Raw genomic sequence first — 21,529 nt, forward strand, 5'->3', positions numbered from 1 at the left:
AGAAAATTCTACCCTGTGCGTTTGATACAAATGTCCATTGTCATCGCTTGTTTTACGTTTCATCAAATTGTCTTTTCTAATCCTATAACCCTTCATTATCTTCGACGTAGAAATCAAAAAAATAAAATACATCATGGAGTTTAGAAAATTAGGAGAGTCAGACTTAGAGGTATCAGTGATTACTTTCGGTGCATGGGCAGCTGGAGGATGGATGTGGGGACATACCGAAAGATCAGAAGCTGTAGCAGCTATCAGAGCCGCCTATGATCATGGGATGACTTCTATAGATACTGCTCCGATTTATGGTCAGGGAACGAGTGAGGAGATCGTAGGAGAGGCCATCAAAGATTTGCCTCGGGATCAGGTTCAGATACTTACTAAATTCGGATTAAGATGGGACTTGAACAAAGGCGAACACTATTTCGATAGTCAAGACAATGAAGGCAAGGACATAGCCATCTACAAATATTCAGGGAAAGAAAGTATCATCGCCGAGTGTGAAAACAGTCTCAAAAGACTGGGGACGGATTATATTGACCTTTATCAGATCCACTGGGCGGATAGTACCACGCCTATTGATGAGTCATTCGAAGCAGTGGCACAGTTGATTCAGCAGGGAAAAGTGCGACAAGCGGGCGTATGTAACTATGATGTAGCACAAATGACGCAGGCGGAGCAAGCGGTGTCTTTGGTATCTAACCAGATTCCGTTTAGTATGGTGAACCGTGGAGTAGAGGATGAGACTGTACCGTTCTGTATCGAACAAAACAAATCAGTGTTGGCTTATAGTCCGATGGAGCGTGGTTTGTTGACAGGTAAGATTACACCTGACTATAAGTTTCAAGAAGGAGATCATCGTGCGAGCCATCCGCATTTTCAACCTGATTTTCTCCAAAAGACCAATGATTTTCTGAATAAGATCAAACCAATCGCTGACGAAAAGAATGCCTCACTCTCACAGTTGGTGCTACGATGGACGATCGAAAGACCCGGTATCACCATAGCACTAGCGGGTGCGCGAAATGCGGAACAAGCCATTCAAAACGCTAAGGCCATAGATGTGAAACTTTCAGCGGAAGAATTAGCTTTCATCAGTAGCCATGTAGAAAAATTGTACGTTTAGATGTAAAAAATATTCACCTTAAATAAACAACCATGGCAAGCGTAAACACCTATTTGAATTTCTCGGATCAGACCGAAGAAGTATTTAACTATTACAAAACCATTTTTGGCGGAGAGTTCGCTGGGGATGGGTTTTCACGGTTTGGCGATATTCCTCCTTCGGACGATATGCCAGCTATCCCTGAGTCTGACAAGGATTTGATCATGCACGTCGAACTACCCATACTTGGAGGGCATAGTTTGATGGGATGTGATGCCCCTGCCTCTATGGGATTCAAATTGAACAAGGGGAACAACGTGCATATCAGTATTCAGATGGATAGTAGAGAAGAGACCGATGCGCTATTCTCTAAGCTAGCATCAGATGGCGTGATCACTATGCCACTGGCAGAGATGTTTTGGGGAGATTATTTTGGAAGTTGTACGGATCGGTACGGTATCCAATGGATGCTCAATTGTGCTGCCAAATGAGTAAGTGTTTAAACTTTGAGAACATGCAGCAAGGAGTACCAGTACTACGAAAGTAGTGACTGACCAGTGTGTCCTCAGTGTGAACAAGAGAGAAAGCCTACTGAGGGTTTCCTCTCTTTGCTGAGTGTACCAGCTTGACGCGCGCTCGAACATGCAGTGATCACTCGCATTCAAGACAGAGGACTGAAATACCGATCTGTTGTTTCAAGATAAGTTTTTCATAATGATAAATATAGCACGCAAAAGCATAGTAGCTTTGTGTTTTTAAAATTTTCAGATCAACAGGGTATGCGTGAGGAGTCTATAGCAGAAAAAACGGGAGGAGGTTGTTTTAAGCGATTTCAGGTACCTATAGATAGTTATACATTGCCCGAGCGATTTACGTTTCCATTTTATTACGAACCGCACCCACTCTGTTTGTTGGCGGTCGAAGCGTTGCAGACACATCTCAAAGAACAACGCGAATGGAAACATGATTTTGGGTTCGATGCGTATGTCGATGCACCGAACGTTGGTAAGATGTTTGGCGTGTTACTGGTACGAAATCAAGCTGGGGAGGTTGGTTATTTGACTGCCTTTTCGGGAAAGCTGGCTGGAGTCAATTTACATAAGGGGTTCGTGCCGCCCGTAGTTGATATTTTGGAGATGGATAGTTTTTACCGCAAGGGCGAAAAGGAAATCATGGCGATCAATGAACAAGTCTGGGCATTGGAGAAGTTACCGGATTATTTGGCATGCAAATCAATGCTGTCCGCCGAAGAGCAACAAGCAGCCGAGGAAATCGCTGCGAAGAAAGCGGAAGTGAAGGCAGCCAAACAAGCACGGAAAACCAAAAGACTGGAAGGACAAGAGACACTGGATGCAGACGCTTTCGAGCTACTCGAAAAGCAACTCAACCATGAAAGTAGTCAGATGCATTTTGGTCAGAAGGATCTGAATCGAAGCTGGAAGCAAAGGCTCGAAACACGCCGTGCTGAGTTAGCGGCGTTTGAGTCCGAGATCAATAAACTAAAAAAAGCACGAAAGCAACGCTCTTACGATCTACAGCAAGAGATTTTTGATCAGTATCAGTTTCTCAATATAGAGGGAGAGACCAAGAGCCTGATGGATATATTCGTGGAGACACCTTTGCAAGTACCACCGTCTGGTGCTGGCGAGTGTGCGCTGCCTAAGATGCTACAATATGCTTTCAAACATGACATGCAACCGCTCGCCATGGCAGAGTTTTGGTGGGGACAGTCGCCGAATTCAGAGATTCGAAAGCACGGCTTTTTTTATCCGTCGTGCAAGGGGAAATGCGAACCTATCCTCACACACATGTTAGATGGTATGACCTTAGATGAAAGCCCGATCAAATATTTATCTACCAAAGAAAAGGAAATTGACGTCATCTATGAAGATGAAGTGATGGCTGTAATACATAAACCTGCTGATTTGCTCTCCGTGCCAGGTCGAAATAGTTCTGACTCGGTATCGGAGCGTATGACCGAGCGATTCCCGAATATGACAGGGCCTGTGATGGTACATCGGCTAGACAGAGCTACTTCTGGGCTGATGCTCATCGCCAAGACCAAAGATGCACATAAGGCACTGCAGGAGCAGTTTCTTACGCATACGATCAAGAAACGATACCTCTCGGTACTTAAGGGGATAGTGGAAAAGGACGAGGGGACGATCGATTTACCATTGCGAGTAGATCTAGAAGATAGACCAAGGCAGTTGGTATGCTATACCCATGGCAAGCCAGCTCAGACTAAATGGAAAGTACTGGATCGAAAAGACGGGCTCACGCGTATTTATTTCTATCCGATAACAGGGCGTACACATCAGTTGCGTGTACATGCAGCACACCCTTTAGGGCTCAATGTGCCCATGGTGGGAGACGATCTTTATGGGCAGCGTGCGGATCGCTTGTACCTCCATGCTGAGACGATAGAATTTTTGCATCCCGTGACGAAGGAGAAAATGTCCTTTCAGCGTGATGCTGAATTTTAAACTAGGTTATTCATGGAAGCATTTGTTGGACTTGATCCCAATCTATGTTAAGTGGTTTCTCTTCGAAGGAATTGGGCGTTTTGTAATCAGACGATTTTTGTATTCTGTCACTATCCAGTGGATGGGTTCGGATAAATTCTAAATCGTCAAGTGCCGTACTATTCTTTCCTTTGAGACGGATAAAAAACTGTCCTAATCGACGTGGATTGATTTTGCTTTTTTTGGCTAGCTCTAGTGCAAAATCATCCGCTGCTTCTTCATTTTTTCGATCAAATGCTGTAGAGATTCCTAGTTTAGCCAACTCTGACATGAGCACTGCGTCACCTCCAGTGGCAATAGAAAAAAATGCTTCCATACCTATAGTTTTGGCTATCTTCTCAATGACGTGCTTTTGCTCTGCGTGACCGATTTCATGTGCTAGAATTACAGCCAGTTCTTCTGCGGATCCAAGCTCTTCTATCAATCCTGTGAAAATGTAAATATTACCATTGAGGGATGTGAAGGCATTGATCTGACTGTCTCGGATGACGTGAATCTGATAGTCGTAGGATACTGTATCCATATGTGTCGTGAGTCTAGTCATGATCACTCCGAGGACTGAGTCTAGTGGTGCCTGATCAACTGTTTCGAAATCTTGGAGCATGTACTCATTCATAAAGTCCGCCATTTCCTGTTCTGTCTCTGCTTTGATCGCAAAGGGGTTGGCATCTATCTCATAGTTGTAGTAGGAAAAGGCTATCCAGATCAGACCGAATATCGCTAGTAGTATGAGGAGTTCTTTCCAAATTTTTCCAGACATCACATAGGAGGTTGATTGCGGACAGTATTCTTTTCAGAAGTATTCGTGATTTTATAGACCTGATGATAGCAGAGTTTTCCAAAAAACAAGAAGTAGTACATATGTCCTTTTCGTGCTTTGACCGCACCTATAATACTGAATATGAAATATAGAATGTTTAAAATCCCAGCCATGATGAGGTAGCCTATGTATGGATCGGAAATCTCTAAATCCTTGAAAAAGAAAATCTGCAAGGTCCAATAAAGTGCTCCTGCATTGATCAGTGTAGTAGGAAGCTGACTGAATAGAGATTGCATGCTATGAAACTTAACGAAGCGAGAGTTCTTTTGCTGCACAAAGTAATAGATCACCGCAGCTATTAGATTGATAATAGGCAAGGGGAGGCCAGCTCCCATTGCCGCAAACATCATCAAATAGGCTCCCATAGCATCTTCTTTTTCCTTTTTGGAAAGATTGTCTGGTTGTTCTAATTCGTGATATTCCATACTGTTATTTACCTGAGAATGGAGGGTAAGTGTCAGTCATGTAGCTCAAATAGAGGTTGATACGAATACCCCATCTCAGGGTACCTACGTTGAACCTAAACCACGACTCTGGGTAGTTGCCCGTAAACAAAACCGAGAAGAAGGCTAAGAACATAAGAAACATAGTGGCGTAGGATCTGAATATGAGTACAAATATGTGTGGTAGTACTACATATAGCCAGCCAAATAAAAAACGAACCAAAACAGAGCTTCTACTTGTAGTCTCTGAATAAGGTACTTCTAATTGGAAAGCCTCGTCTTCGGATTCTAAACCAAATGAAGGATAGCCATCAGCCATGTTATATAGCCTGAGATTGACTCGGGTACTCCATTTGATGAGTTTGAGTTGGTATTCAAAAAATGATTCAGGATAACTGCCCGTAAATAGGATCACCCAAAAAGTGATAAAACTTAAAATTTGACCCCATAGCCCTAAAAACAACAGAATGAATGCATGAGGAAATCCAATGTAAATCATTCCAAAAAAGGAACGTAAAAGTAATTCTCCTCTAGAATAGCTGTCTTGATGTTTAACTTCAAAAGTCATAATGGTTAGTGATTTGTTATAAAATTATAAACCTTGAAGATACAATGATATGGTCGAGGACTGCAAGTACTCGACCTAGATTCCTTAGATATTCATTAGACTTTCTATCTCTTCGGCGTGAATTGGGATGTTTTTCATGAGGTTTTTCTGTCCTGATTCAGTGATTACAATGTTGTCCTCTAGACGGATGCCGATTCCTTCTTCGCGTATGTAAATACCAGGTTCTACTGTGAGCACCATGCCGGGTTCGAATTTTTTGTAGATACTAGCGACATCATGGACGTTGATTCCCAAATGATGTGAAGTGCCATGCATGAAATATTTTCTGTATGCTGGACTGTTCGGATCCTGCTTTTCTATATCGACTTTGCGAAGTAGCCCGAGTGCTAGTAATTCGCTCTCCATGATTTTGCCAACCTCTTTGTGGTATTCAGGGATTGCATTACCTGGGATTAACATTTCGGTTGCTGCATTTTTGACTCTTAGTACCGCATTGTAGACATCTTTTTGTCGTTTGGTGAACTGACCGTTGATAGGAATGGTTCTAGACATGTCGGCATTATAATTGGCATATTCTGCACCTACATCGAAGAGGATTAAATCACCATCTTTGCACTGTTTGTTGTTCTCGACATAGTGTAATACACAGGAGTTAGCGCCTGATGCAATGATGGGTTCGTACCCAAACCCTGTTGCTCTATTTTTGAGAAATTCATAAATGTATTCTGCCTCGATTTCATACTCCCAAATACCTGGTTTGGTGAACTCTAATATTCTTCGAAACCCTTTTTCGGTGATATCACAGGCGTGTTGTAGTTGTTTGATCTCTTCGGGTTCTTTGATACATCTGAGATCTGTGAGGATAGGAGCGATGCGTTCATAGCGATGCAGTGAGTACAGCGACTGGCACCATTTGTTGAATCGCATGCTGCGTGTCTCTACAGCTGAGGCATTACGGATGTGCTCGTTGCTGTCTAGGTAGATGTTTTCGGTCTCCGCGAGAATGGTGTTGAATGTACTTTCAAAAGAATCCAACCACATGATATTCTTGATGCCTGATGCTTCCTGTGCTTCTTCTTTGGTGTATTTGTGGCCTTCCCAAATAGCGATTTCTTCGTTGGTTCTGCGAAGAAATAGGATCTCTCTCATGTTCTCGTTAGGGAAGTCAGGTGCTATGAGTAAGATAGACTCCTCCTGATCGATCCCAGATAGGTAGAAGATGTTAGCGTCTTGCTTGAAAGGTAGGGTGCCGTCTGCCGTGGTAGGCATTATATCGCTAGAATTTAAGACGGCTACTGAACTAGGTTTTAACCTTTTGCTGAATTTGGCTCTGTTTTTTAAAAACAGATCTTTGCTTATGGGGAGGTATTTCATCTGAGTATTGTTAAATGTTGTGAGGTAAAATTAATTGTTAATAAAGTCTTTTGGATACAAAACGGAATATAATCCCACAAGTCGATACCCTGTTTCGGGTAACTTATTTTAGCTAATTTTGCCTCCTTAAAAATTTAAGAAAATCGATACGTGGATTACGAACTGATAGAACTACCCAATAAAATCCGAATAGTACATAAGCAAGTACCTCACACCAAAGTGTCGCACTGTGCCATCATGCTCGATATAGGGAGTAGGGATGAGAAAGAGGGACAGCAAGGGATTGCTCATTTCTGGGAGCACATGGCGTTCAAAGGGACTAAAAAGCGTAAAGCGTATCATATTATCAATCGACTAGAATCTCTGGGGGGAGAGCTTAATGCTTATACGACCAAAGAGAAAATCTGCTTTTATGCGACCATTCTGGACAAGCATCTCGATAAATCGGTAGAGCTGCTGAGTGACATTACTTTTAATTCAATCTTTCCAGAGACTCAGGTCGAGAAGGAGCGTCAAGTGATCCTAGAAGAAATGTCGATGTATCTGGACGATCCAGAGGATGCCATACAGGATCAGTTGGATTCATTGGTGTTTAAAGGACACACATTGGGAGATAACATTTTAGGAACGAAAGAAAGTGTCAGGCGTTTTCAGTCTCAGGACTTTCACTCGTTTTTGGATGAGAATATGGATACTTCGCGCATTGTTCTATCTTCGATGGGGAGTTATTCGATGGCTGATTTGCTCAAGTCAGTGACCAAATACTTAGAGCCAGTTCCAGAAGTTACTCGTGAACGTACTCGTGTAGTAGTCAATGGGTATAATGCACAGCAGCTATCCGAAAAACGTGATATCACGCAAGCGCATATTGCTTTGGGATCTAGGGCTTTTGATATTCATTCAAAAAATAGAGTCCCATTTTTTGTGCTTAATAATATACTGGGGGGGCAGAGCATGACTTCTAAACTAAACCTTTCTCTTCGAGAAAAATACGGTTTGGTGTACCATGCAGAGAGCAATTTTATGACTTTTTCGGATACAGGATTGTTTTCGCTTTTTTATGCGACAGAACCTAGGAAGGTCAAGAAGTCCTTGGATATCGTCAAGCGTGAGTTTGACAGGCTTAAGAACGAAACCCTCGGCGTAAGGCAGCTGCAAGTAGCCAAGGATCAGATCAAAGGTCAATTGGCCATCTCGGAAGAGAACAACCAGCACTATATGCTGATGATGGCTAAAAGTATATTGAATTTCAACAAGATAGAATCCTTGGAGTCTGTTTTCGCGAAAGTAGACCAAGTGACGGCAGATCAGATGAGGGACTTGGCTCAAGACATGCTAAATATAGAGGAGATGTGCGAGCTTATCTATATTCCCAACAAATAGCTTCGGTTGTCCCTGAATCACTTTTCTAATTGCGGTTTTTTTAGCAACTTCATACCAGTAGGACAGTTAGAACGATGTGATTATGAACTATTGGTTAGTCAAGACAGAACCGAATACATATTCTTGGGACGATTTCGTCAATTTAGGAAAAGATCATTGGGACGGTGTACGCAATTATGCGGCACGCAAGCAAATGATGGCGATGAAAGTCGATGATCAGGTGCTGTTTTACCATAGTGTAAATGAAAAATCGGTAGTTGGTATTGCTCAGGTTGTCAAAGAATTCTACTCAGACCCTACGACTGACGATGATCGATGGGTAGTGGTCGATTTAGTCCCAGTCAAACCTTTAGTTCATCCAGTCTCTTTGGATCAAATCAAAAATGATCAACGTCTCGAGGAGATGGTACTTGTTCACAATTCTCGGTTATCTGTACAACCAGTCAAAAAAGAGGAATTTGATGTTATTCTAAAACTAGGAGATGCATAATATGAGTAAAATATGGGGTCTATCGGTAGTGTTGCTGTGCTGGTGTCAGGGAATAATTTTAGGGCAAGACATCGAAGAATATGATTCATTTATATCCCAGCCCCTCCGACTGGAATATGAGGTGAGTAATCAAGACCGGAGTTTTGAAACAGTACAGGCAGATGACGAGGGGTTGCTTTTGGTGCGTCAGACGAATATTCGTACGCAAACTGGATTTGCGTGGGGATTATACTATCTAGACACTGCGCTCAATGAAAACTGGCATGTTGATGTCAATGTGGAGTATGGTATGAACTTTATAGGGCACGACTTTAACGGTGAATCATTCTTTTTACTGTTTACGGATCACGAATACAATCTCGAAGAACTATATGTGATCAAGGTGGATAAGGAGAATGGAGCACTGTCGGATTACCATATCAATACTGTTTTGCCAATGAACCTTTCACATTTTGAGGTGATTCAGCACTCTCTCATTTTCGGTGGAGAATCCAATAACCGCCCAGTAGTACTTTTCTACGAACTGAATGGAGATAAAGCCAAAGTGCTACCAGGTGTGTATAACAATCAAAGCAAGATTGTCGATATCATAGTCAATGACGAAGAGGAAATATTCACCGTCGTTTTGAACGAGAAATCTTACAAAAAGAATGTGACAGTGTCTCTCAAGATTTTTTCGAGCGAAGGACGAACACTTCATACTAGTACCATTCAGACAGAATATGAAAAAAGCCTCATCGATGGTGTGCCAACTAATTTTGAAGGAGGTGTTCAGTATATCGCAGGGACTTATGCTGCGCGCCATTCGGATGTATCCAGAGGGCTTTATGTCTCCAAACTAGTGTATGGAGAACAGGAGTTTATCAAGTATTATAGTTATGGTGATTTGGATAATTTCTTTTCCTATCTGACAGATAGGCGTGAGGAGAAAATGAAAAAGAAAATAGAGAAAAAGAGGGGGAATGGTAAGAATTTAAAACTAAACTATCGTTTGATGGTACACGATATTGTTAAACGGGGTGATGAGTATATTTTGATAGGAGAGGCCTATTATCCTAAGTATTCGAGTACAACCAGTGTGCAGGGTAGTATGAATAATCCTTACAATCAGACAGGACAGCAGCCCACTTATGCACAGCCAAAACTGTTAGGGTACAATTATACGCATGCTATAGTGGTAGCGTTCAACAAGGATGGTGAGATTTTATGGGACAATAGTTTTGAAATCAATGATGTACTTATATTTCCTTTGAGAGAAAACGTACAAGTCAGTGTAAGGCCGAATGATATTGTCTTGATGTATGCTTTTGACAACTCACTAAAAACAAAATTAATCCAAGGGGACAGCGTACTAGAAGGTAAAACGATCAATGATATCAAATTGAAATACAAGACCGATGAGGTACGCGAAAATATTACCGGTATGCAAGGAATTAAATGGTGGTATGGACAGTCTTTTTATGCTTATGGAATGCAAAAAATAAAGAACAAGCATGATGATAACGTTCAGCTCAATCGAAAGGTATTCTATATCAATAAGGTAGAGTACGATATGGAATAGCACAAATCTTATCAGCTAAATGCTTTTCAAAATGTAAGTGGACTCTCTATATTTGCCTAATTTCAAGCACATGCAGAAACGACTTCTACTTAATAAGAAACACTTAAGTATCACCATCTCTCGCCTTTGTCATCAACTTATTGAGAATCATTTCTTATTCGAAAACACGGTTTTGATTGGTTTGCAGCCTAAGGGGGTTTTCTTCGCTGAGCGAATCAAATCTAAATTAGAAGAGATTATCAAGAGACCCATTGAACTCGGTTACTTAGATATTACGTTTTATAGAGATGATTTTAGAAGACGTGATGAGCCCCTCACGCCTAACGAAACCAAGATTCCATTTATCATCGAAGACAAGAAAGTCATACTGATCGATGATGTATTGTACACTGGGCGATCAGTGAAGTCTGCGATGGATGCAATGAGTGCTTTTGGGAGACCTGCCAAAGTAGAATTTTTGACATTAATAGATAGAATATACAGTAGAGATATCCCTGTGGAGGCTACTTATGTAGGCAAGCAGGTGAATACGGTGTTTTCTCAAAAAGTACTCGTAGAACTCACCGAACAGGGAAAGAAAGAAGATAAAATTTGGTTGATCGATAAGTCTAAATAATGAGTCATTTAAGTAGTAAACATTTATTGGGTATCAAGGATCTGACAAAGGAAGATATCCATTTGATATTTGAGACTGCCGATAATTTCAAGGATGTCATCAATCGACCGATCAAAAAAGTGCCCTCCCTGAGAGATATTACGATCGCTAATGTTTTCTTTGAGAATTCGACGCGGACGAAGTTGTCTTTCGAGCTGGCAGAAAAAAGATTGTCTGCCGACGTAATAAACTTCTCTTCCTCAGGGAGCTCTGTCAAGAAAGGTGAGACCTTGCTCGATACGGTTAATAATATTTTGGCAATGAAAGTGGATATGATCGTGATGCGACATAGTTCACCTGGAGCACCTCATTTCTTAGCCAATCATATCAGTGCTAATATTGTCAATGCCGGTGACGGTACACATGAGCACCCTACACAGGCACTATTGGACGCATATTCTATGCGTGAGCGAGTAGGTGACTTGGAAGGGAAAAACGTTGCTATCATCGGGGATATTATTCACTCTAGAGTCGCACTGTCCAATATTTTTGCATTGCAAAAAATGGGTGCAAATGTAATGATATGTGGGCCAGCTACTTTGATTCCTAAGTATCTGTCTTCGTTTGGAGTGAAGATCGTGTCAGACGTGAGAGAGGCTTTGGCATGGTGTGATATCGCCAACGTGTTGAGGATACAGCTGGAACGCCAGCAGATTAAATATTTTCCATCTTTGAGAGAGTATTCCTTATATTTTGGGGTGAACAAGCAGTTGCTTGATAGCCTGAATAAGGAAATAGTAATCATGCATCCAGGTCCTATCAATAGGGGAGTAGAACTGACGAGTGATGTCGCAGATTCTCACCATTCGATAATTTTAGATCAGGTGGAGAATGGCGTAGCAGTCCGGATGGCTGTATTGTACCTTTTAGCAGGGACGGTAGGGTAGCCCAAGCTCAATATTATATACCAGCTCAGGGGTTTAGAAAGTTTGCCTAAACCTATTAGAGTTTGCTGAGACCATTATTGATCAAAAATTGTCCATATAAGGTTTGGAAATCATCTACATCAGGAGACCCTTCTATGATCTCTTCGTATTGAGTGATCGCATCCAATAATAACCCTTTCTCTTCGTAGAATGAAGCTAGAATCAATTTGTTCAACGGTGAATCAAATGGGATGTCGGCTTTTACCTCGTCAAGTTCTCGTTGCACTTTGGCATGTTCTGGTGCAGGAAGCCTTTCTATTCCGTAATTAGGAGAGAAGAGTTCTTCGTTTCCTTTGACTGTTACTTTGATCGTGATGAGTTCCTCTTGCATGAGGTTTTCGTCATTGAAGTTGATGAATAAGTGTGTTTTGTCTGTTTCTGCAGTGTAGATTTCTTCATCGAAGATGTTTTTGATCGTGATGTAGTAGTAGGCACTGTCACTTACTGAATTCCATCTAAGTATAATTTCGGGATTGAATATCTGTACAGACTGAGGGATCATGAGTGATATGGCAGTACTATTGGCTCTATGGACCGCCTCTTTGAAGTTTCCATTAACATCCGTACTTCCATCAGCTTTTTTGAGGACGTATTTCGCATATCTGTTAGATGATTCATTGTCTGTGCCCGCTAGTTTACTGAGTAGCTCATCTACGGTCATAGTTCCAGGAGACTTTACTTCCAGTGTTTGACCAGACTTATGCATTAACCCGACATAGGGATTGGCACCAACGGTGATTTGGTCTCCATCATCGAGTTTGACACCAGTTCTGAGGAATACGGGTTCACCTGTTCCTGCTTTTTGAACTTTATTCGCTCCTTTGTTGGCAAGCACTCTAAATTCAAAGGTTTGACCAAAGGAATCAATAGATAGCACTAAAAGTGCTGAGAAAAGAAAACAAATGTTTCTTGCCATGACTGTCGTATTTTAGCTGGAGCAACGAATTACTAATTAAATGTAATCCACAATAAGAAAAGAGCAAAAAAAACCGCATCATAAGATGCGGTTCAATTCATTAATTTTTCTCTTGTGTCTTATTGTAATCCGTTTTTGATTAAGAAGTCATCATAAATCATCTTGAAGTCATCAACTTCTGGGGACAATTCAATTGCTTCTTCGTACTGTGTCAAAGCATCCAAGATAAGATTGTTTTCTTCATAGAACGATGCGAAGATGAGCTTATTAAGCGGTGAATCATCTGGGACTGCAGATTTTAAAGCTTCTAAATTTTCATTGATAGCCGAAGCGTCATCAGCAGAGATTCTTTTGATTCCATAGTCTCCAGATACCAAATCCATTTGATCTTTCACCTTTACGCTCAGAATAACCAGTCTTTCACTTGATAGGTTTTCATCATCAAAGTTGATTGCTAGACTAGTGTCTTCCGTTTCTGCTTTGTAGATTTCTTCATCAAAAATATTCTTGATGCTAACCACATACTGTGGGTTTTCTACATCTGGAGCCTGAGTCCATCTTATGATGGCATTTGGGTTTAGAATGTCTACAGAACTTGGTAACATGACTTTTAGTGATCCGTCACTAGCTGCTCTAGTGACCGCACCAGTTGCTTTCATGTTTTGACGATAGTTGCTATTGACATCACCATCGTCTTCGTTCATTTTATTCATCACGAATTGCGCGTATTTGTTTGCTACATCGCTTTGTGATTTGGCTAATTTGGATTCTAAGTCTGTGATTTTAGTAACACCAGAGTTTCTTACTTCTATGGTTCTACCTGTTTTGTGCATCAATCCTATGTAAGCACCATTTGCTGCAATCAGCTCATCACCACTCATCAGTGTTGCCCCTGTTTTGAGAGGGGTAGTCTCTCCACTGGCCTTTTTTACTTGATTGGCACCCTTACTGGCTAATACTCTAAATACGAATCCTTGTCCGAAGCTGGTATTGACTAGCAAGAATATCAAAAGAGTTGAAAATATTAGTTTGTTTCTCATGATATAATGTATTAATGAATTTTCAAATTTACAATTTCTTTACTTGTGTTAATTCCTTTCGTCCTTCTTTTGTGAAAAGATTTTTAACAACTCCGAAGTACACTTCTAATGCATCTCCGGCGATTAGTACTCCTAATATCATCCAAGTCGTATCGACCTTAAAGCTATAGCTATTAAACAGTATCAATCCTAAAGTGAATAACGTAGAAGCTTCTATTAATTGTATAAGTTTAGTTAATCCATCATACCATTTTGGCATGACTTTATAAATGAAGACAAACAATACAACATTGATGTAGAGTAAAATGATGGCTATAATGTAGGTGATGTTATCACCTAGTTGATCCACATAGTCCTCTGAGAGTATCATAGACATGGCATTGGCATGAACGACTCCTCCAAACATATCTGCATGTCCTTTACCTGCATAGTTGGCGTTAAGCGGTGTAAAATATTTGTCCTCCAATGCCTTTCGGTCTCCGAGTTCACTGCCCAAGAAGCAAAAGAGAACGCATTTGTCTTTGATGAGTTCTGGAGCAAACTGTCCATCGTACACTTGATACCAGTCCAGTGCAAAGTAGGTTATGGGTGCTTCCGTTGCGCCATAATCAAAGATGTTGCCTCGGTAGTTGATGACTTCTACTTCTTTGTTACGCTCGAGGAAGTTCATGGTCTTGACTGAGTCCATATAGTAGGACAGTTTTACAGATAGGGCGTATTGTAGCTCATCATTGGCATATTCTTTTGGAGCGAATGTTCTACATACTTTGATGTCATCTTGATCCGCAGCACCTGTTATGAAGTTGGCAAAGGCAGATTCTCCATACTGACTAAAAATTTCATGAGATAGTGCCAGTGAGTCAAACGTGTTGTTATCGTTAGGCTGTTCGAGCTTACTCACCAAGACTAGGTTTTCTACTTGGGAAAAAGCATAGGACAAAGCTAAATCCCCAAGGGTGTCAGGTTTTAGTTCTGGAAAAAACATATCCATGCCAATAACTCTTGGCTCTGCTGCATTGATAATGTTGACCAAGTCAGCGATCCCTTGACGGTTAAGATTACCAATGTTGACCAGAATCAAATCTTCTTCTGCTAGTGGGTCTTCTCGTAGTTGCGAAAACACAATGTCTGTACTCTCCATGTCTTTGAAGGCATCTCCTATAGGATCAAACACGTCAAAGATTTTGAAAGCGAAGGCTTGCGTAACGATGAACGCTAGGACTAGGATAAAGGCTAAGGCATAAATGGTGTCGAGCCAGAATTTTTTGAACATTCTAGATTTGATTAAGGTTATGATCGTTTGTTGATATGTCTTCAGCGACAATAGTAACCAACAACTGTAAAATTAGGGATAAGATGTAAATAAACGTGCTGACTTGTTTTTTTCTCGATGAACAATAGTATTCAAGCTATAAACATAATGATTCCATGGAGAAGAAAAAATAATCTACTAAGCAATGGTCATTGTAGTTCGAGTGGAAGTTTAATTTTAAGACTATATTTCGAGAGATGAAAAGAAAGATGGCATCATATTATTTGGGAGCGATCCGAGAGGGTGACAGAAACGCACTCTCTCGAGCCATATCTATCGTAGAGAGTAACGTCACTCAGGATGAGAAATTAGCCAACGATATTTTGTCCCAACTCTCCATGAAGGATACGTCAGCAGTACGATTAGGGATCACAGGGGCGCCTGGAGTAGGAAAGAGCACCTTTATAGAAGCTTTTGGACGGGAGGTCATAGATTCTGGGCATAGATTGGCGATTTTGGCTGTAGACCCGAGTAGTCCAGAGAGCGGCGGTAGTATTTTGGGGGATAAGACGCGTATGCTATCCCTGACGGTACATCCAGATGTTTATATCCGTCCGAGTGCCTCTTTGAGTTATGCAGGTGGTGTTAATCCTAGCACATACAAAAGTATTTTGCTCTGTGAAGCGGCGGGGTTTGATTACATCATCATAGAGACGGTGGGAGTAGGGCAGTCAGAATTCGTCGTTCGAAATATGGTCGATTACTTTTTACTCCTTGTGCAACCTGCCGCTGGGGATGAACTACAGGGGATAAAAAAAGGAGTAATGGAGATGGCGAACGGCATAGCGGTTAATAAATGCGATGGAGAGCTTATTCATGCTGCAGAACTCACCAAAAGGCAGTTGATCGAGGCTTTACATTATCTGCCAACTCAGGAAGAGGGGGATTCACCGATGGTGATGGTCTGCTCTGCCATAGCGCATTCTGGGATCAAAGAAGTATATACCGATATAAAACAGCGGTATCTCAAATGGATGAAAAGCGGTCGTTTGGCTCAACTTAGAGGAGCACAGCGCGAAATATTCTTTCGAACAACTGTGCAAGATGGTATGAAGGCTTTTCTTCTCCAACATCCCAAAGTTCAGGCACAGATGGCTGTCTACTTCACTAGATTAGATAAAGGTGAGTTTGATGCCTTTACTGCTGTTGCCTCTTATATGGATTGGTTTGTACAGCAGGACTTGTCTAGTGATGAGTGATTTTTTTGCTTCGCATATTTTAGAGTCTATCTACAGTCTCTGATAGCTTGATTTTCCATCTCCACAGGTTGGACATAGATAACTTTCGGGCAAATCCTCAAAGTGTGTGCCTTCAGCAATATCTGCAGCATCATCCCCATAGGTTTCGTCATAGATAGTCATACAGCTACTACACTGGTGTTTCACTGATTGCTTGCCTTTTGAATCAGAGGTCTTGGTATTCTTCTTGACAGGTAGCTCTTCGAGTTGTTCGTAGTAGAGGTGACTCAGTTCGATAAGCAGTGCGGGAAGTACCTCTCGTGTAGCACCTGCTACATAGGTTTGATATTCGCCAGCATTTGGATTAAAATCCGTGGAGTATAGGATGTTGTATAGTCTGTCGTTGATATTTTGTGCTTCATCAAACTCTATTACCACGGAAGTAAATAGGTGTATATCGTCGTTTGGTTTGATCGAAAAAGTCAGACCTGATGTACTGATATCTTGTTGATCTAGTGCTCTGACAAGGCTGTTCTTTAGTTGCAGGCACTCCTCATGCATCACAGGTAAGTGCCAGTTGAGTTCTAGTGATGAGTGCCGTAGATTCATGCCAGACTTACCCATGAGTTTTTCCCAGCCGATGATATGCTCCGCACGTATCCCTTGGATGATAAAGGCTTTCCATGGAGTCAGGCTCACACGGCCCACGTTTGTGTCGAGGCAACGCTGACAGATATCTCTTAGGATATTAATGGAGAATTTGTTATTCCTCCAGTAGAGTCCTAACCAATAAGTGCCGCCAGGTTCACGGTTCAGTCCTTCGTAGTAGGGGAAGTATGCTTTTGGATATTGTAGTTCTTCTACTACATTCTGTTTGGTGAGGTCCAGTTGGTCGATTGCTTCGAATATATCCTCAGCACTCAACTGGTTTTCCTCGACTTTCATCTCAGAGATCAGAGTTACTACTTTATGTAGTTCATAGCCATAGATGATTTTAGAATAAGCAATGGGCTCATTATTGGTTGTTTTAAATCGTAGATATAGATACCAGTAGTTATCCTGTTTGGTGGCAATGAAATTTATGTTCCCTGTAAACAGTGGGACCATGCTTTGCAGTGGATCTACGATGTTGATTCTGTAGGGGGATTTGACTTGTATACTGTCTAGAATGTAGTGAAATACGTGAGGGACTAGCCAAACCCGATGCGGCATGATGTCTAATGCTACGTATGAACTAAGAATGTTTTGGTGGGTAAATTCATTGATTTGGTACTCCGTCTGGATTTGTTCAAAGGTCTCATCGAGGTTGTCTTTGTACTGTTCCTTGACAGGAAAAAGTATGTCTTGACGAGAGCCCAGATGGATGTGTTCACTACCTAACTTTTGTGCGGTGTTGATGATTTTTAGGAAATCACCTGTCGACAGAACTCCCCCCTTCACAAATACCCTAACCAAATCCTTTTTCTTCATTGCAGTTAACTATTCAATGTTTTCTCAAAAGTATAAAGTAATTTCAAATGTCATTCTGAACGAAGTGAATTCTTTTTGAGGACACAAAATGGCAGATTCACTTCGAACAGGGTTTGACAATTTTTTTACACCTCTATAGTTTCTTCTATTTTTTTGGCTTGATGTGCTTTGATCATTTGTTGGATTTCACCTTTGCAGCTGCCACACCCCAGTCCTGCACCTGTCGCTTGACATACATCAATAAGTGTGCTACATCCGCCTTCTATAGCAGAGGAGAGGTTGCCAGTCCCTACATTGTTGCATGAGCAGACCAAACTACCGAGCATAGGTTCTCCAGCATCACCAGAACGCAACAGCTCTTTGCGTTTATCGGAAAGTTCTACATTGTTTTCGATGAGTTCTTTGAACTCAGCGAATTCAGATTTGTCTCCCATCAATATCGCCCCGACCAGCTTGTCGTTGTGAATGATGCACTTTTTGTAGTACTTCTGAGACTTATCTATGAATAGAATCTCTTCGAAATCTTTCATGCTAGGAGGAGGGTCGGGCATACCGATAGAGCAGAGATCCAAATCGGGAAATTTCAAGATATTCATAGATACTGTGCCCTGATACATCGCGGTGAGGTTGCCCGAAATATGTCGAGCGGAGATATCAGCCATGTCCTCTGCTGCTGCGGTAGTGCCATTTAGTGTGCGGTTAAACTCTGCAATCTCACCCATGGCATAGATCGTAGGGTCTGAGGTCTGTAAGTAGTCGTTGACCAAAATCCCACGTCCACATTCGAGACCGATTTCTCGGCCCATCTCTGAGTTGGGACGTGTGCCGATGGCAAATACTACAGCATTGCCATGTAGGGTTTTGCCACTTTTGAGGTCAGCTTCTACACGTTTTTCTGTTTCGAAAGAACGGAGTCCCTGTACTTCATCATTGGTGTAGACGTTGACGCTCATGTCTTCCATAAGGTCACGCAGCAATGTGCTAGCCATAGGGTCTAGCTGTCTCTCCATCAGTCTGGCAGATAGCTGGATGATAGATACTTCAATGTCTATTTCGCGTAGGGCAGAGGCGAGTTCTAACCCGAGTAATCCACCGCCTACGATGATGACATGTCCTTGGTTGCCTGTGAATGCTTTGAGATCATCAGCACTTTTTCTATCTCTCATGGTGAAGAGACCAGGCTTATCTATAGGTACGTTAGGTGGTACGAATGCTCTTGAACCAGTCGCCATGATCAGGATGTCATAGTCATGCTCTGTGCCGAACTGATCGATTACTGTTTTATCTTCTCGGTTGATCTTGTCAATGCTACATGAGGTATGTAGGTGGACGTTGAGCTCTTCGAGTTCACCGTACTTGAATTTTAACAAATCTTCCCATTGCTTGTGCTGGTTGATGTACTCTGGTAGGAGTACTCTGTTATAGAATGGGTATTCCTCTTTCGAGAAAACATGGATTTCATCTTCTTCGTTTAGTGATCGGTAGGTGTTGAGAAAGCGGTAAGTTGCTGCTCCTGCACCGACGATCACGATTTTTTGTTTTTCCTTGACGAATTTCTCTACTTGGACTGCTGAATACTTAAATCCAGGTTGCTTTGAGATAGGGTCAAATGCTTTGTTGGTTAGGTTGTTGGCTCGACCAAAATCACTATTGAGAATTTTGCCCCAGTGCATCGGTAGGAATACGACTCCACGTTTTATCTTTTCGGTTAGCGTAGCAGTGACTTTGACTTCACCGCGACTACCTGTTACTACGACGGGAGTTCCTTCTGTGATGCCCCGTTTTTCAGCATCTTTCGGATGAATCTCTAGATAAGGCTTGGCAATATGCTTGTTGAGTTTACTGACTTTGCCTGTTCTCGTCATGGTGTGCCACTGATCTCTGATTCGGCCAGTGGTTAATATGAGTGGGAAATCCTCAGAAAGCATGTCTGCGTCGTTGGATACGCCAGTGGTAAGTATCTGTGCCTTTTTGTTGGGCGTGTAAAATTGTTTGTCTTCGAATAGTCGTGGAGTCCCTTGATGTCCTTCGCTAGGTACTGGCCACTGTACAGATCCTTCTTTCTTTAGACGGTCGTAGTTGAGCCCAGAGATGTCAATGTTCGTTCCTTTGGTGAGTGCACAATGCTCACGGTAGATTGCCTCCGTGTTTTCAAAATCAAATCCTTTGTATCTCATCTTCTTGGCAAAACGAAGTAGGATTTCATTGTCAGGGAGTGCCTCTGCAGGTGCATCAACCATTTTGGGCAGGTAGGAGATTCTACGCTCAGAGTTGGTCATGGTACCTTCTTTTTCCAACCATCCTGCTGCGGGGAGTACGAGATCGGCATATTTCACTGTATCTGACTTTCTCGAAATATCTTGTACGATGACAAATTTGGCTTTTTTCATCGCTCTGTCCACTAGTGTGGCATCTGGCATGCTCACCGAAGGGTTGGTGCAGATAATCCAGATGGCTTTGAGCTCGCCAGAGTCCAGTGCGTCAAACATCTGTGTGGCGGTTAATCCAGGTTTGTCAGGAACAGAATCTACACCCCAAAAGTCAGCGACTTCTTGTCTGTCTTCAGGGCTGGCTTGTTTTCTATGAGCGGCTAGGAGAGAGGCCATACCGCCTACTTCTCGTCCTCCCATGGCATTGGGTTGACCTGTGAGAGAAAAAGGGCCTGAGCCTGGCTTGCCAATGTGTCCTGTGATGAGGTTGAGATTGATGAGTGCTAGGTTGTTGTTGACACCCTGTGTACTTTGGTTTAGTCCCATTGTCCACATCGATAGATAGGCTTTGGCATTCCCGATATACTGCGCTGCTAGTTTGATGTCATCTACAGGCACATCGCATATCAGTGCTGCATCCTCTAACGTCGTGTTGAATACTTCGCCCTTGTATGCTTCAAAACCATCTGCATGATTTTGGATGAAGTCCAAATCAATGTTGCCATTTTCAATCAATACTCTACCGATCGCTTGGAGTAGTGTGATGTCAGTGCCTGGCCGTAGTTGTAAGTGAAGATCTGCCAAGGAACAAGAGTCTGTGACTCGTGGATCGATGACAATGATTTTGGTGTCTGGGTTCTTTTCTTTGTGTTGCTCTATTCGTCTGAATAGGATGGGGTGACACCATGCAGGATTTGCTCCAGCAATCAAGAAGGTGTCTGCGATCTCTATATCCTCGTAGGAGATAGGTACTGAGTCTTCACCTAGTGTCTTGACATATCCCATCACTGCCGAACTCATGCAGAGTCGAGAGTTGGTGTCTACGTTGTTAGTACCTATATAACCTTTGGTTAGCTTGTTGACGAGGTAGTACTCCTCGGTTAGGCACTGGCCAGATACGTAGAAACCAACTGAGTCAGGTCCATGTTTCTCTATGAATGTTTTGAAAACAGCTGCGGCACGGTCTATCGCCGTGTTCCAGTCTACTTTTTGCAAAGGGTGGTTCTTGGACCATCTCATCTCAGGGTGTAGCAGTCTGTCAGATTGATCTTGAACGACATAGTTCAAGTTTCGCCCTTTCGAACATAGCATTCCCCGGTTGACAGGATGGTCCTCGATACCTTCGAGTTCTATTTTACCTTTCTTGTCTATGCTTACTTCCATACCACACCCGACTCCACAATATGAACAAGTAGTTTTCGCTTTGGTGATATTTCTGCTAGTGAAAGTAGAACTCATATGAATTTGAATAAGTAGTTACTGTTTCATAGAAGGAAGTGATTAATGACTCCCTCTTTTATACGTACAAATATACATAATTACATTTTTAAAATAAG

At 42.0% G+C, this 21,529-nt stretch carries 18 protein-coding genes; 9 read left to right on the plus strand and 9 right to left on the minus strand.

Features of this window, described 5'->3' with window-relative positions:
- The first annotated feature begins 133 nt into the window (after nt 1–133).
- From BGP76_RS04775 to BGP76_RS04785, 3 genes are all read left to right on the plus strand, one after another.
- Nucleotides 134–1,123 (plus strand): aldo/keto reductase, encoded by a 990-nt coding sequence (locus BGP76_RS04775; RefSeq protein WP_119843797.1) that lies wholly within the window; start codon nt 134–136, stop codon nt 1,121–1,123.
- A 32-nt stretch (nt 1,124–1,155) separates the two neighbouring features.
- Nucleotides 1,156–1,593, plus strand: a complete 438-nt coding sequence (locus BGP76_RS04780) for a VOC family protein (protein WP_073118833.1) — start codon at nt 1,156–1,158, stop codon at nt 1,591–1,593.
- Between the two features lie 288 nt (nt 1,594–1,881).
- Nucleotides 1,882–3,588 carry an RluA family pseudouridine synthase gene (locus BGP76_RS04785; RefSeq protein WP_119843798.1) on the plus strand — a complete coding sequence of 569 codons (1,707 nt, stop codon included), beginning with the start codon at nt 1,882–1,884 and terminating at the stop codon, nt 3,586–3,588.
- A gap of 10 nt (nt 3,589–3,598) precedes the next feature.
- On the opposite strand, the gene BGP76_RS04790 is transcribed toward BGP76_RS04785, so the two are convergent.
- The 4 genes from BGP76_RS04790 to BGP76_RS04805 form a co-directional block, all read right to left on the minus strand.
- Nucleotides 3,599–4,387 carry a M48 family metallopeptidase gene (locus tag BGP76_RS04790; RefSeq protein WP_119843799.1) on the minus strand — a complete coding sequence of 263 codons (789 nt, stop codon included), beginning with the start codon at nt 4,385–4,387 and terminating at the stop codon, nt 3,599–3,601.
- The gene (locus BGP76_RS04795) at nt 4,387–4,872 is read right to left on the minus strand and encodes a DUF4870 domain-containing protein (protein ID WP_119843800.1); all 486 of its coding nucleotides are present in this window, start codon (nt 4,870–4,872) and stop codon (nt 4,387–4,389) included. The genes BGP76_RS04790 and BGP76_RS04795 overlap by 1 nt, the downstream gene beginning before the upstream one ends.
- 4 nt (nt 4,873–4,876) lie before the next feature.
- Nucleotides 4,877–5,458: a DUF4389 domain-containing protein gene (locus tag BGP76_RS04800; RefSeq protein WP_119843801.1), complete on the minus strand. Its 582-nt coding sequence runs from the start codon at nt 5,456–5,458 to the stop codon at nt 4,877–4,879.
- An 84-nt stretch (nt 5,459–5,542) separates the two neighbouring features.
- Nucleotides 5,543–6,832 (minus strand): aminopeptidase P family protein, encoded by a 1,290-nt coding sequence (locus BGP76_RS04805; protein ID WP_119843802.1) that lies wholly within the window; start codon nt 6,830–6,832, stop codon nt 5,543–5,545.
- Between the two features lie 150 nt (nt 6,833–6,982).
- On the opposite strand from BGP76_RS04805, the gene BGP76_RS04810 reads away from it, so the two are divergent.
- The 5 genes from BGP76_RS04810 (at nt 6,983) to BGP76_RS04830 (ending at nt 11,808) form a co-directional block, all read left to right on the plus strand.
- Nucleotides 6,983–8,215 (plus strand): pitrilysin family protein, encoded by a 1,233-nt coding sequence (locus tag BGP76_RS04810; RefSeq protein WP_073118821.1) that lies wholly within the window; start codon nt 6,983–6,985, stop codon nt 8,213–8,215.
- 82 nt (nt 8,216–8,297) lie between these two features.
- Nucleotides 8,298–8,705, plus strand: a complete 408-nt coding sequence (locus BGP76_RS04815) for an EVE domain-containing protein (RefSeq protein WP_119843803.1) — start codon at nt 8,298–8,300, stop codon at nt 8,703–8,705.
- Between the two features lies 1 nt (nt 8,706).
- Nucleotides 8,707–10,266 carry a hypothetical protein gene (locus BGP76_RS04820; protein ID WP_119843804.1) on the plus strand — a complete coding sequence of 520 codons (1,560 nt, stop codon included), beginning with the start codon at nt 8,707–8,709 and terminating at the stop codon, nt 10,264–10,266.
- A gap of 70 nt (nt 10,267–10,336) precedes the next feature.
- On the plus strand, nt 10,337–10,882 hold the full coding sequence (gene pyrR, locus BGP76_RS04825) for a bifunctional pyr operon transcriptional regulator/uracil phosphoribosyltransferase PyrR (protein WP_073118816.1): 546 nt from the start codon (nt 10,337–10,339) through the stop codon (nt 10,880–10,882).
- Nucleotides 10,882–11,808 (plus strand): aspartate carbamoyltransferase catalytic subunit, encoded by a 927-nt coding sequence (locus BGP76_RS04830; protein ID WP_119843805.1) that lies wholly within the window; start codon nt 10,882–10,884, stop codon nt 11,806–11,808. The genes pyrR and BGP76_RS04830 overlap by 1 nt, the downstream gene beginning before the upstream one ends.
- Before the next feature lie 55 nt (nt 11,809–11,863).
- Here the strand turns inward: BGP76_RS04830 and BGP76_RS04835 are convergent, their stop codons facing one another.
- From BGP76_RS04835 to BGP76_RS04845, 3 genes are all read right to left on the minus strand, one after another.
- Nucleotides 11,864–12,763, minus strand: a complete 900-nt coding sequence (locus tag BGP76_RS04835) for a hypothetical protein (protein ID WP_147407374.1) — start codon at nt 12,761–12,763, stop codon at nt 11,864–11,866.
- A gap of 119 nt (nt 12,764–12,882) precedes the next feature.
- Nucleotides 12,883–13,803 (minus strand): hypothetical protein, encoded by a 921-nt coding sequence (locus BGP76_RS04840; RefSeq protein ID WP_073118810.1) that lies wholly within the window; start codon nt 13,801–13,803, stop codon nt 12,883–12,885.
- 28 nt (nt 13,804–13,831) lie between these two features.
- A complete protein-coding gene (locus tag BGP76_RS04845; RefSeq protein ID WP_139280853.1) occupies nt 13,832–15,076 on the minus strand; it encodes a CHASE2 domain-containing protein in 1,245 nt (414 codons plus the stop codon).
- 236 nt (nt 15,077–15,312) lie between these two features.
- On the opposite strand from BGP76_RS04845, the gene meaB reads away from it, so the two are divergent.
- Nucleotides 15,313–16,314, plus strand: a complete 1,002-nt coding sequence (gene meaB, locus BGP76_RS04850) for a methylmalonyl Co-A mutase-associated GTPase MeaB (RefSeq protein WP_119843807.1) — start codon at nt 15,313–15,315, stop codon at nt 16,312–16,314.
- A gap of 30 nt (nt 16,315–16,344) precedes the next feature.
- On the opposite strand, the gene BGP76_RS04855 is transcribed toward meaB, so the two are convergent.
- Together BGP76_RS04855 and BGP76_RS04860 are read right to left on the minus strand one after the other, a co-directional pair.
- Nucleotides 16,345–17,763, minus strand: a complete 1,419-nt coding sequence (locus BGP76_RS04855; RefSeq protein ID WP_119843808.1) for a rubredoxin domain-containing protein — start codon at nt 17,761–17,763, stop codon at nt 16,345–16,347.
- A gap of 125 nt (nt 17,764–17,888) precedes the next feature.
- A complete protein-coding gene (locus BGP76_RS04860) occupies nt 17,889–21,431 on the minus strand; it encodes a nitrate reductase (RefSeq protein WP_119843809.1) in 3,543 nt (1,180 codons plus the stop codon).
- Nucleotides 21,432–21,529 lie beyond the last annotated feature (98 nt).

It is taken from the genome of Reichenbachiella sp. MSK19-1, from assembly GCF_003590315.1.
Lineage (GTDB): Bacteria > Bacteroidota > Bacteroidia > Cytophagales > Cyclobacteriaceae > Reichenbachiella > Reichenbachiella agariperforans.

Coding starts and splice junctions, on each gene's coding strand:
- BGP76_RS04775 (WP_119843797.1), top strand. CDS start 134: ATGGAGTTTAGAAAATTAGGAGAGTCAGACTTAGAGGTATCAGTGATT.
- BGP76_RS04780 (WP_073118833.1), top strand. CDS start 1,156: ATGGCAAGCGTAAACACCTATTTGAATTTCTCGGATCAGACCGAAGAA.
- BGP76_RS04785 (WP_119843798.1), top strand. CDS start 1,882: ATGCGTGAGGAGTCTATAGCAGAAAAAACGGGAGGAGGTTGTTTTAAG.
- BGP76_RS04790 (WP_119843799.1), bottom strand. CDS start 4,387: ATGTCTGGAAAAATTTGGAAAGAACTCCTCATACTACTAGCGATATTC.
- BGP76_RS04795 (WP_119843800.1), bottom strand. CDS start 4,872: ATGGAATATCACGAATTAGAACAACCAGACAATCTTTCCAAAAAGGAA.
- BGP76_RS04800 (WP_119843801.1), bottom strand. CDS start 5,458: ATGACTTTTGAAGTTAAACATCAAGACAGCTATTCTAGAGGAGAATTA.
- BGP76_RS04805 (WP_119843802.1), bottom strand. CDS start 6,832: ATGAAATACCTCCCCATAAGCAAAGATCTGTTTTTAAAAAACAGAGCC.
- BGP76_RS04815 (WP_119843803.1), top strand. CDS start 8,298: ATGAACTATTGGTTAGTCAAGACAGAACCGAATACATATTCTTGGGAC.
- BGP76_RS04820 (WP_119843804.1), top strand. CDS start 8,707: ATGAGTAAAATATGGGGTCTATCGGTAGTGTTGCTGTGCTGGTGTCAG.
- pyrR (WP_073118816.1), top strand. CDS start 10,337: ATGCAGAAACGACTTCTACTTAATAAGAAACACTTAAGTATCACCATC.
- BGP76_RS04830 (WP_119843805.1), top strand. CDS start 10,882: ATGAGTCATTTAAGTAGTAAACATTTATTGGGTATCAAGGATCTGACA.
- BGP76_RS04835 (WP_147407374.1), bottom strand. CDS start 12,763: ATGGCAAGAAACATTTGTTTTCTTTTCTCAGCACTTTTAGTGCTATCT.
- BGP76_RS04840 (WP_073118810.1), bottom strand. CDS start 13,803: ATGAGAAACAAACTAATATTTTCAACTCTTTTGATATTCTTGCTAGTC.
- BGP76_RS04845 (WP_139280853.1), bottom strand. CDS start 15,076: ATGTTCAAAAAATTCTGGCTCGACACCATTTATGCCTTAGCCTTTATC.
- meaB (WP_119843807.1), top strand. CDS start 15,313: ATGAAAAGAAAGATGGCATCATATTATTTGGGAGCGATCCGAGAGGGT.
- BGP76_RS04855 (WP_119843808.1), bottom strand. CDS start 17,763: ATGAAGAAAAAGGATTTGGTTAGGGTATTTGTGAAGGGGGGAGTTCTG.
- BGP76_RS04860 (WP_119843809.1), bottom strand. CDS start 21,431: ATGAGTTCTACTTTCACTAGCAGAAATATCACCAAAGCGAAAACTACT.